Below are 11045 nucleotides of genomic sequence, written 5' to 3'. Positions count from 1 at the left end.
CCCTCGACAAGTCCCATCGTTGCAGGTCAGGAGCACTCTCCGCTTATTTGATCAAGGCATGGACGAGCACGTTCATGAAAGCGCGAGGCTAAGGGGCACTTGCGTACTGGAACGTGATCAACGCAATGCGCGCGTTGGCACCTTGTATCGGACGCAAGCCGGATTTGCCCATCTGATGCGTCGGCTCAGCGGGGCAGCAGCGGCCCCAGCCGAGGCGGGCTGTGGCGACCCCGCCCCTCCGCTGCGGCGGCCGTCACCCTGACGTCTCATCAGAACGAGCGTCGAATGAGCGTCAGCCCGTAGAGAGAGACCTCCTGTCCTAGGGCCCGTCCCGTATTTCAGAGGGACACCTACGCTGTTCTGCCGGCGGCAGAACACCGGCCGGACCGGGCTCGACGATCACTACAGTCCAGTCTCATGACGACGATTACGACGCGTACGGTCGAGTACCCGGCCGACGGTTTGACGATGATCGGGCACCTCGCGCTCCCGGCCGGTGTCGACCGCCGGCCCGCAGTGCTGCTCGGACCAGAGGGCATGGGGCTCAGCGACGTCGAGCGCCGCCGGGCCGATGCTCTCGCCGAGCTGGGATATGTAGCGCTGGCCTTCGACCTTCACGGCGGGCGCTATTTGGGTGACCCCGAGGAGATGCTGGCCCGTTGCATGCCACTGCTCGCTGATCCCGACCGGATGCGGCGCATCGGCCACGCGGCACTCGACGAGTTGCGCACCGAACCGCGGACCGACCCCGACCGGATCGCCGCCGTCGGCTACGGCACCGGGGGTGCCGTCGGGCTGGAACTCGGGCGCGACGGCGTCAACCTGCGCGCGATCGGGACAGTCAACGCAACTACCACGGGCCGGCCGGGCGAGGCAGCGCGCATTCGCTGCCCGGTGTGGGCCGGGGTCGGGTCGGAAGACCCGATCATGCCGCCCGCGCAACGGAACGCGTTCACCGCTGAGATGCAGGCCGCGGGCGTCGACTGGCGCCTCGCGGTCTACGGCGGCGCCTTACACGCCTTCCACCACCCGCCGGTCGACCACCCCACGGTCCCCGGTGTCGGCTACCACCCACAGCACGCGCAGCGAGCCTGGCGCGACGTCGTCGACCTGCTCGCCGAGTGCCTGCCCGTGACGGAGGACCTGGGGGCATGACCCAGGCAGGCATGGATCTGTAACGAGACATCGACGCCGAAGAGGTCCTCGCCGGAGCCGGATGGGCGCCGCCCATCTGCTGCATCGGCTCGATCGAGCCGACACCGCCGGGCGACAACCAGGGCCAACGTTGCTTGATACGGCACTGAGGGCTGTCCCGTAAATGATCTACGACATGCTCGTTGACCTGCTTGTTCCTCCGTTACCCGGCGAGGGTGAGGTTGTGCAGGCGGGCGATGCCGAGCATGGCGTGGTGGACGCCGTCGCCTTCAGGCGGCAGTCGCGCAGGATCTTCCAGCTCTTCATGCGGGCGAAGACGTGCTCGACGCGGGCGCGGACCTTGCAGTGGGAAGCGTTGTGTTCCTCCTTCCAGGCCGGCAGTTCCGCCTGGCCGCGCTCGCGGCGGTGCGGGATGACCAGGCCGGTGCCCCGGTAGCCGCCGTCCGCGATGACGGTGGTCTTCCCGACGGCATCCTTGGCGCCGGACAGCTCCCACGCCTTGCGGTCGTTGCGGTTGCCGGGCAGCGGCCGGCCGACAGCGACGACGAGCCGTGTGTCGGCATCGATCACGACCTGGTGGTTGGTCGAGGACCGGTAGTTCTTCGACTCGGCGACGGTGTGATCGCGGGTGGGTACGAGGGTGCCGTCCACGATCAGCACGGTGTCCTCGCGGAACCGCTTGCGCTGCTGAAGGGCCAGCGCAGGCCCGAGGTCGTCGACGATGCGGTCGGCTGCCGACTTCGACACCCCGAACAGCGGTGCCGGCTGTCGCAGGGGCAGGTTGGTCCGCCAGTACGCGGCGACCAGCAGCAGCCGGTCCTTTACGCTGCAGGTGACCATCCTCCCGGGGGAGCCGCACCCCTCCGATCCGGCCGAGGCACCACCTCGCGCCTCCACGTCCTGTGGCTGAACGCACCGAGGCGGGGCGACGGCCGGTTCTTCCCTTTGCCACGCCATCAGATACAGCGTCAAGACAAAGCAACAGGCATATGCACCCAGCGCCCCCGACCCATGAGAGCCAACCGCTTGACGTAACGAAAATCGCAGGTCACCAATGTCGCGAGCGGAAAGTGCCAGCTCCATGTGATGGCCTTCGGGAAACAGGTCGAGCACTCGCGTCCGCATCTGAAGAACGCAGGAAATTGCAGGTCAGAGCCCCTTCGCGACAGGCTCCAAGATCGCCACGCACTCCACGTGCGACGTCATCGGAAAGATGTTGACCTGAACAGGGCTCGGAAAACCCCAGGTGAGGGGCGGTTTTTTAGCTCGCCTCCCTTCGAGAAGGCGTCACGAGCGTCAAATGAGCGTCACGACCCAGAACCCATCCGCCTCAGACGGAGCAGCTGCGGTCACACTTGGGTCGCACTCGGCGCACCGACATGGACGCACCGAGGATTGAGTGAGCTGGGATGCGATCTTTGATTACCAGAGCCGGCGTTCCTGGGCCGTAAGACCCGCGACGTCCATCAAGGCTTCCCACCGGTCTGCTAGTGGCTTCGACCACGCTGGGTCCACGCCGTGCCCATACGCCAGCAGTCCGTCGATGTGGTTGACGAACCCTTGAAGCGAGCTGTATTGGGCGTGCTTGACGTGGGCCGCGAGCCCGAATTTGGCGACGCCGCGGATGTGATCTTCGAGCCCCTGTCGCGTATGTCGCGGCAGCCGGACTCTTTCGCCGTCCACGAGGAGGCCCAAGACAATCTTGCGTGCACCAGGCGGCACGATGCGGGTCTTCTTCCTATGTAGCCGGAACCGTGCGGCTGACACCGTTGCCGAGATCTCGGAGACACAGTGTGTGAGCGTCGAGCGATCGAGGCTCCTCAGAGTGGAGAAGGTCATGTCGTCCGCATAGCGTGTGTACGTCATGCGGTATCGGTCGGCGACGGATGAGAGAGCCTCGTCTAGTGCGCGGGCGGCCAGATTGGCAAGGGCGCCACTCGCGGGACCTCCTTGCGGGAGGTAGCCCAGGACCGGCGCCCTGTAGGTGGGGATGGCCTGGTAAGCACTCCTAAAGTGCGGCCAGGTGATTCCGCCCGGGAGGCGGGTACAGACGCGGGCGATTTCGAAGGAGACGAGACTGTTGTAGCCGACCGCCCGCAGTATCGATTGAACTGCGCGCTCATTGACGGAGTGGAAGAAGTCATGTAGGTCGAACTTCAACAACCACGAGGCGCCAAGGTGAAGCTGCGCGCACTGCACGGCAGACCGTCCCTGCTGGTAGGCGTAGCTCGCCCGGTGCGTCGGTATCCGACTCAATACGTTGCCCAGGAGCCAGCGTTGTACGTCCATCAAGACGGGCGCTGGGGAAGCGATTGTGCGAGATTTGCCGGGCTCACGCTTGGGGCGGGAGAACTCGGTGTATGGGTCCAATCGCCGCTGGACGATCTTTCGTAGGTAGAGGTAAGGCGCGCCTGTCTGATGGGCCAGATGCCCCAGCGTCACTACAGGTGTGAGTCCTTGACTTCGGACTCGTTGCATCTGCGCCAGCGCCTCCTCGATGATTTCGGAAGTGACGCCCTTCCTGCGGCCGAGGCTCCGGTAGTGCGCGGGAGAGTCGATGGTGACCTACCTTCGGTGTATCCCGCCCCGGCGGGCTGGTGCGAGTCGCGCGCCAGACCCCCGTAGGAGCACGTGCGCCTCGCACCATCCAGGCGTTCGACAGCTTGTCCACAGCGTGCGGCTCACGACCGCAGCCTGACCTGCAAGTACAGGTCGTTGACTCGACGATTACCTCGCCGATTGCGCTAGGCCGTCACCGACTCTCCCGCAGGGAGTCAGGGCAGTAAGGCTCCTGACTGCCCTGCAAGCGGCTTACGACGAACCGGGGCCTCGCTTTGGCTGCCCGCAGCTCCTTCCACCCTGCGTCGGTAAGCCGTGTTTGAGAGTCCACCAAACCGAGCTTCTGGGCCTGGAGGACGAGGTCTCTGGCCATCGGAACGGAGGCCGAAACCGCGGTCGCCAGTTGCTCGGGGTGCCTACGGCCTTTCGCGATGTGGCCGAGTACCTCAACAAGGTCCCTGATACCGCCGCGATAGCGCACGTGTAGCTTGCCCGATCCCGTCAGTTGGACTCGCCCCATGCCACGCAGCCCGAGTTCTGCGTGGCGCTCTGGCCGGTATCCGACGAGGTCACGCATGAGCCCCGGTGGCGCAGTGCGATGCTCGAAGAACGGCGCCCACTTCCCGTCGGGACGCCGAGTCCGGCCCCTGGTTTGGCGCAGGATGGATGGCAGATTGTTCGGCACGGTGTGCTCGAACACGAGCAGTCCCTCGCTGCCCGACCAGCCTGCACCGTCTTCGGTCCGCCGTGCGTAGTCTTCGCACAGCTTCCTGATCCTCCAGAGCTCGTCCTTCTGCCACTGAGCCGAAGGAAGGTCCATCCCACGGTGCAGCACCGACACCCCGTCGTACAGTCCACTTGCACGGATGCGCCGCAGTCCGGTGGTCGTCGCGGCGAAGAGGACCAGGTGCAGCCGGACCAACTTCAGGGAGCGCCAGCTGCGGATCGTCGCATTCCGCAGCCAGGCCCGCGCGTACGCCAGAGACTCCTCACCTGAGCCGGCATAGTCGGAAACGAACACTAGGCTCCGCGCACGCCGCTCCCGGAGAAGATCAATCGTCATGGCGTTGCGCGTCACAACGGAGGTGTCCAGACTCCGCTGCACATCACGGATGATGTTCTGGACGATCAACTCGCTTCCGCCGCCATCGCCACCTGAAACCTGCGGTGTGACGTTGCCGATGTACATCGTGTCCGTCGACTTGCAGGAGCGGACTCCATACAACGCTGCCGGCCTCTCCATGTTGACTTCACCGGCTAGGGCCGATCGCAGATGTTCCAACAGCCCCTGCCTGAACGTCGTCTCCGAGACGATATGCAGGCCGTCGAGCAACTGCTGAGCCGTCTCAACATCCCTGGGGGCGAAGTTGGTCAGCCATTCGATCCCCTGACGGGTTTCGCTTGGCCTCGTCGGCTTCCCCGCGGCACGCGTGTGCATCGCGCCCCCCTCGGTACCGGATTCCGCATCTGAGCTGGTGTACCCCACCGTAGCGACTGCCCACGCCTGTGTGGGCATAGTTCCGGGCGCACGGCCGCCTTCGTCCTCATCGGGCGGGAATTGCGCGGTGAACTCTCTCCGCATCGGCGGCCGCCGCTCTCGCGGCCCGGCCCCCTGCTCGACGGGCAGGGCCGTCCACCGCTGCGGCCGGTGGCCCTGTTCGTCGAGCTGGGTGAGCCCGCGTGCGTGGTCGGCGGCAGGCGCACCACAGGATCGAACGCTCCCACTCCGGTTGGGTGCCCTTGTCAATGTCGAGGGCGCCACGTCCCGGCCGACCGCTCCAACCGCAAAGCCTCCGCCCAGCCAGGACGCATCGGAGCCGGTGTCACCGAACGTGCCAGCAGAAAGGACGCATCCACCGATGTCGTCGGCGGACGCAGCACCGCCGCGGTGACGCTACAGGTTGCGGCGTCGACCAGACCTGTCAGCTCCACCCGCCCGACCACGCCATTGTCCAGACGCACCAGCATGTCGAACGGGATGGAGTCAATCTCCATCAGCTCGCCCGAACGGCAGACCGGCAGACCGTCATCTGGCCGAAGACGCCATCCGGCTGGTTCGCCAGGGACCAGCGCGTCCGCACCGATCCCGTGGTGTGCCGACGAACAGATCAGCCTGCTGTAACCCGCACCTACAACGCCCAGGCCCGCTGGGTGGCTACGCGACCCTCGACCTATGCCGCCAAACGGCATGCTCCAGTCCGCCCTTGTCGTGCCCGAGAAGCGCGGCGGCTTCCTCATACACTGCGCGCAACTGGTCGTATGGGAGGTCCGGAACACCAGCATCCACGGCGAAGGCGCGCAGATGTACGTCAACGGCGACGTGCGAACGGCCGACGAAATTGCCTATGTAGTCGATGCTCTTCGGCCCCACTCCCTTCACCGTGCGCAGAGCGGCGCGATTGGCCTGATGATCGAGCCAGGTGTGAAGGTCCTCGCGGGTATCGACCCCGTCGGCAGCGAGGAGGTCGGTTATGGCGTGAGCCGTCGCGACCTTCTGTGCGTGGTTGAACTTCATGGCCACGGCAAGGTCTTCCGTGACGAGCCGACGCTGGAAGCCGCGGATTATTCTTGCATCAGCCCAGCTCAGTTGCAAATGGAGGAGCCGCGGTCGGAGAGTCCTCTCGTAGTTGCACCGTGGCTGGAAGCTGACGTCGCAGATGACAGCACCCATGTGGGTCCATCCGCCGGGCTGGAGAAACGGTCCGCTGCCAAGGAGGTGTCGAACGTGGTCGGCGAGCCGCTGGGCAGGGCTGGATGCGAGCATGGGTCAAGGATGGCGCTGCCGTCTGGCAAGCTGGTGGGAAAGTTCAAAACTCTCGAATGGATGGAGCAGGGGGCCGTTCCATCGGGCAGCTCCCTCCATGATGGGAGGCTGCCCACTTCGGCTACCGGGTCTCCGTCGAGACCGGGGCGAGGCGGAATAGGCACTGGACCGTGTTGAACTCGATCACCTCGGCGATGAAGCGGAACTTGTCGCCAACTGCAATGGTGGCAGGGACCTCCTTGCCGGTCAGGTGGAGGTTGCCGGTGTTGACGTCCTCGTACTTGAAGTTCGGGCCGTCCGTCGTCTGCGGCCCCTTGTCGCCCGTGCCGAGAAGGAAGTCGTAGCGGGTCCGGTCATCCGCGTGGGCCGCCATGTGCCTGATTGACCCGTCGAAGGCGACCGTCTGCCCCTCGTGCTTGGTTGCGAAGTTCACGTTCGCTTCGCCACACGGATCCGCCTTCAACAACGTCGCGAACTCGGGACTGTTCTGCGCCGTGATCACCTCAGCGGTAGTCGGCTCGTCTGTGGGCGGCGTAGCAGAAGGCTTCTCACTGGCGGCCGTCGAACTGGCTGACGCGCCCTTCTCCTCGTCGCCGTCGCCGAGCGCAACGCCCGTGCCGATGATGGCGGCCAAGACCGCGAGGGCGGCAGCCCCCGCCCCGATCAGACGCCAAGGCAGTGGCCTCTTCGGCCGACGGAAGTTGAGGGTGGTGCGAAGTCTGCCTGGGAGCTGTTCCACGAGCTCCCATCCGTCCTTCTGCATCTTCGAGATCACCAAACCGTCGGTGCCCCGAACCGTCTGCACGGCCTTGTACTCGTACTTGATCTCATCGGCCATGCGGCTCCCCGCCCCCTGAAGCGAACTGGTCATACCAACTGGGCGCGAGCATAGATGACTCCGCGAGGAGCCCGGCGTCACGAACTGGCGGCTCACCAAGGGGATCCGCAGCACGCTGAACGCGTGTCACGGGAGACCGGAGTCGACACGCACTACCAAGGGCACACCTCGGGCAACGAATTGATCACCGTTGGTAGCCTCCCGAGCGGCGCAAGTGTTCGCCCAGCTCCATGGCCTGCTGATGCACTGGAGGGGCAGATGGAGGGCCGTATAGTTCCAGCCTGTCGGCCTGTGTCATCGACATACAGAGCGTCAAGACTTCCACCAGCCTCCCGACCCGGAGCCAGGGAAGCGACGCCGGCAAGACGGTCGTGGGTCCTTCGTCGGCCCGCCCCCGCTCTCCCGCCCGAGATGATCGTTGAGCTCACCCTTAGGGCCCCTCGACCACCAGCTTCGTCAACTGCGCCAGCAGACCGCCCTCAACTGCCGACTCACTCGCACGCAAGTTCTGCTTCATGCTGCTCTTCCGCGGGAGAATTACCAGTTCTAACTGATGCTCTCTGCTGGGGAGTTACACGAGGAATCACCGCACAGACCCTGCCTCGAACTTGGGTGAGCGCACGACCGTGGTGCGGTCCCCTGCAGGACGCTCACGCCGAACGGGCCCGGCCTCCTGCTGCAATTTCCGTGCTCTCCCCCGCCGCGACAGCATGCCTTAGCGTGTGCGGCATGAGGATGCTGATCATTGGTGGCAGCGGGTTCTTAGGGACGGAGCTGCTGCGCCAAGCGCAAGCACGGGGCTGGGAGGCGGATGCTACGTTCCACTCCCGCCCCAGTGCCGCGCAGGCCGGCGCCTGGCACCAGCTTGACGTCCGTGATCCCGCACAGGTGGAAGCGCTCCTGGCTACGGTGGCACCTCGCGCGGTGATCAACGTGACAAGCGGCGGTGCGGACTGGGCGATCACTGCGGACGGCTCCATCCACATCGCCATGGCCACCGCGAAGCTCGGAATCCGCCTGGTACACGTCTCCTCTGATGCCGTGTTCTCCGGCATCGGCAAGGCCCGTTACGACGAGACCTGCACCCCAGACCCGATCACCCCGTACGGGGCCGCGAAGGCCGCCGCTGAGACCGCTGTGCGACTGCTGTGCCCGGACGGCATTGTCGTCCGCACCTCCCTGATCATCGGCGACGGAGGATCCCACCACGAACGGGTGGTGCACGAGCTGGCTGCCAACGAGCGGGAGGGAGCCCTGTTCACGGACGACATTCGCTGCCCCGTCCACGTCGCCGATCTTGCGGCCGGTTTGTGGAAGCTCGCGGCCTCGAACGAGGTAGGCGTCTTCCACCTCGCCGGCACCGACGCCCTCAGCCGCTACTCGCTGGGCGTGCTCATCGCCCGCCGCGACGGCATCGCACCCTCTTTGCTGCCTGCAGGCCGTCGGGCGGACACTCGGCTGCCGGGGGCACTGGACGTACGCCTCGACAGCCGCGCCGCGCAATACCGGCTGGGCATCAGGCTCCGCGGCGCCAGGGAGTTCCTCCATACGAGGTAACACCCGCTGTCCGACCTCAGCCAGTCCGGGCGTCACCTGCTGTCAAACGCCTTCACCCCCGTCCGGCGCGGACAGGGGTGAAGGAACGTTCATGCTGCGACGGTGAGCGGGGCTTCCATCCGTTCCCATGCTCCGAGGACGGCCTTGTGCGCGTCCGGCTGCAGGTGAGCGTAGCGCTGGGTGGTCTGGAAGCTCTCGTGCCCGAGGAGGTGCTGGACCTCGTAGAGCGAGACTCCCTTCTGAACCAGCCACGAGGCGCAGGTGTGCCGCATGGAGTGGGGCGGGTAATGCGGGACGAGCTGTTGCTCGCCATCGGTGTCGAAGTAGTAGGAGGCTTCGACGGTGGGCCACCAGGTCTGCCGGCGCCAGTTACTGTCGGCGAGGAGGCGCCCGGTACGGCCCTTGGTGATGGTGGTGAAGACCACGGCGTCCCGGTCGAGCCGGTGGATGTGGCGTTCAAGGGCCTCCAGAACGTGGGGCGGGAGCGGGACTTCCCGGCGGCTCTTGGAGCTCTTGGGGTACTCCTTGATGCCGCTCTTGCTGTTGACCTCCACCACGAACAGGCGCGCGCGACGCGTGTCGATGCGGTGGCGGTGCAAGCCGGTCAGTTCTCCCCAGCGCAGACCGGTGTAGAAGCCGAGCAGGCACATCGTCCGCCACGGGGCGGGGAGTTCGTCCAGGATGCTCTGCGCCTGGTCGAGCGTGAACCACTGCGGCGGTTTCACCGCGATGGTGGGCAGGTCGATGCTGCGGCAGGGGCTTACCGCGATCACGTCATCGTCGACGGCCGCGCGCATCATGGAGGACGTCAGGTTGTAGGCCCGCTTGATCGCAGCGGCCCCCGCGCCCTTCTCGACCAGGGTCCGGATCCAACTCTGAACGTCCATGCGGGTGATGGCCCGCATCTCCCAGTCGGCCCAGTAGGGCATGACGTGGTTCTTGATGTTGGAGGCGTCGCCGCGCAGCGTGTGGGGCTCAACGATGCGAGCGTTCCACCACCGGTCGTGCCACTCGCAGAACGACACTTCACCGGCCCGCGGGTCGCGCATACCTCCGCGCGCGAACTGGGTCTCCATCTCGATGCCCCAGGCCCGCGCCTGAGCTTTGAGGGGAAACGACTCGCTGAACCGGTCTCCTATCCGGTTGCGGACGGTCGCCTGCCACTTTCCAGACTTCAACTTGCGCAGGTACGCGGCACTACTCCTTTGTTCGAGGGTGGAGCGGGACAAGCCGACGGCAAGAGATCAGCGGCGGGACCTCGGGGCAGCGACCGACCTGCTGGTAATGAACTCCTCGAGCCCGGCAAGGGGAACACGGACACGGGAACGCCCCGCTCCGGTCCGCAGATCGACGACCGGCAACTCACCAGCAGCGATGAAGCGGTAGACCGTACGGCGGTCAACATCCAGGGCGGCGGCGACAGCGGGAATGGACAGCAAGCGGGCAGGCATGGGTAGATCCTTGACGATGGGGGCGGGATGGTGCCCGGCGAAGCGGCAGCCGGTCCAGGGCGAAGGTCAACCAGCTCCCTCAGGGCAGTGAGACCTCACCTCGAAGTGGAACCTCGCAAACCAGGATTTCGTGACGTGACGGTGTCGCTGGGCGTGAGGACTGACGAGGGGCAGAGGGATGAAATCGGTAGGGCGCCCGCGCTCCGCGGATCGGCCGGAGCGCGGGCGGGATTTCATCGCTCGAGCTCCGGAAGGGCCATGGCCTTGGCCAGGCGATCCCAGTCGATGTCGGCATCCTCCCGACGGAAGCAGTACGGGTAGCGAAGTGCCAGCCAATCCGGCGTCACGCCGGCCAGCTCGGCAACCGCGAAGGACGAGATGCCCATCCTCAGCCACTCCACGAGGCACGACTCCCGCAGGATGGAGATGGGCTCCCCCAGACGCCACGAGTACCGCTCGTCCCGGGGCAGGACAGCCTCTTGGGCCTGCTCCCACACTTGCTGGTAGACAGAAGCCGAGAGCGGCCCACCGCGCCTGCCGGGAAACAGCAGATCGCCCTCCCTCAGACCAGCCTCATCGATCCAGTGACGCAGAAACTCAACGAAACGGGGCTGGAGGGGAATCTCCCTAAGGGCTGTCCCGTAAATGATCTTTGACGTGCTGGGTGGCCTGCCGGTTTCTGCGTCACCCGGCGAGGGCGAGGTTGTGCAGGCGGGCGATG

General features: G+C 65.8%; 9 protein-coding genes and 3 pseudogenes. 3 read left to right on the top strand and 9 right to left on the bottom strand.

The window, feature by feature from the left end; translation table 11 throughout:
- Positions 1–417: 417 nt before the first annotated feature.
- On the top strand, positions 418–1155 hold the full coding sequence (locus ACIBNA_RS44575) for a dienelactone hydrolase family protein (RefSeq protein ID WP_399171166.1): 738 nt from the start codon (positions 418–420) through the stop codon (positions 1153–1155).
- 202 nt (positions 1156–1357) lie between these two features.
- Here the strand turns inward: ACIBNA_RS44575 and ACIBNA_RS44570 are convergent.
- The 6 genes and pseudogenes from ACIBNA_RS44570 to ACIBNA_RS44545 all read right to left on the bottom strand — a co-directional run.
- Positions 1358–1974, bottom strand: a pseudogene (locus ACIBNA_RS44570) (transposase); the annotation flags it as partial.
- Between the two features lie 603 nt (positions 1975–2577).
- Positions 2578–3633: a reverse transcriptase family protein gene (locus ACIBNA_RS44565; RefSeq protein WP_399171165.1), complete on the bottom strand. Its 1056-nt coding sequence runs from the start codon at positions 3631–3633 to the stop codon at positions 2578–2580.
- Positions 3634–3907: 274 nt separating this feature from the next.
- A complete protein-coding gene (locus tag ACIBNA_RS44560) occupies positions 3908–5152 on the bottom strand; it encodes a hypothetical protein (protein ID WP_399171163.1) in 1245 nt (414 codons plus the stop codon).
- 305 nt (positions 5153–5457) lie between these two features.
- The gene (locus ACIBNA_RS44555) at positions 5458–5709 is read right to left on the bottom strand and encodes a hypothetical protein (protein WP_399171162.1); all 252 of its coding nucleotides are present in this window, start codon (positions 5707–5709) and stop codon (positions 5458–5460) included.
- Between the two features lie 160 nt (positions 5710–5869).
- Positions 5870–6478 (bottom strand): hypothetical protein, encoded by a 609-nt coding sequence (locus ACIBNA_RS44550; RefSeq protein WP_399171160.1) that lies wholly within the window; start codon positions 6476–6478, stop codon positions 5870–5872.
- 121 nt (positions 6479–6599) lie between these two features.
- A complete protein-coding gene (locus ACIBNA_RS44545) occupies positions 6600–7316 on the bottom strand; it encodes a DUF4839 domain-containing protein (RefSeq protein ID WP_399171159.1) in 717 nt (238 codons plus the stop codon).
- Between the two features lie 284 nt (positions 7317–7600).
- Between ACIBNA_RS44545 and ACIBNA_RS44540 the strand changes: the two are divergent.
- Positions 7601–7693, top strand: a pseudogene (locus ACIBNA_RS44540) (IS5/IS1182 family transposase); the annotation flags it as partial.
- A 352-nt stretch (positions 7694–8045) separates the two neighbouring features.
- Positions 8046–8873, top strand: a complete 828-nt coding sequence (locus ACIBNA_RS44535; protein ID WP_399171157.1) for an SDR family oxidoreductase — start codon at positions 8046–8048, stop codon at positions 8871–8873.
- 89 nt (positions 8874–8962) lie between these two features.
- On the opposite strand, the gene ACIBNA_RS44530 is transcribed toward ACIBNA_RS44535, so the two are convergent.
- From ACIBNA_RS44530 to ACIBNA_RS44520, 3 genes and pseudogenes are all read right to left on the bottom strand, one after another.
- On the bottom strand, positions 8963–10051 hold the full coding sequence (locus ACIBNA_RS44530) for a tyrosine-type recombinase/integrase (protein WP_351058456.1): 1089 nt from the start codon (positions 10049–10051) through the stop codon (positions 8963–8965).
- Between the two features lie 66 nt (positions 10052–10117).
- Entirely contained in the window at positions 10118–10324 is a 207-nt protein-coding gene (locus tag ACIBNA_RS44525) for a helix-turn-helix domain-containing protein (RefSeq protein ID WP_054243456.1), read from the bottom strand.
- A gap of 233 nt (positions 10325–10557) precedes the next feature.
- A pseudogene (locus ACIBNA_RS44520) lies at positions 10558–11045 on the bottom strand (hypothetical protein); the annotation flags it as partial.

The sequence above is a fragment of the Streptomyces sp. NPDC050164 genome (genome assembly GCF_044459945.1).
GTDB lineage: Bacteria > Actinomycetota > Actinomycetes > Streptomycetales > Streptomycetaceae > Streptomyces > Streptomyces coeruleorubidus_A.
The sequence above is the reverse complement of the archived record's forward strand: the minus strand, read 5'-3'. Positions and strand labels throughout refer to the sequence as shown.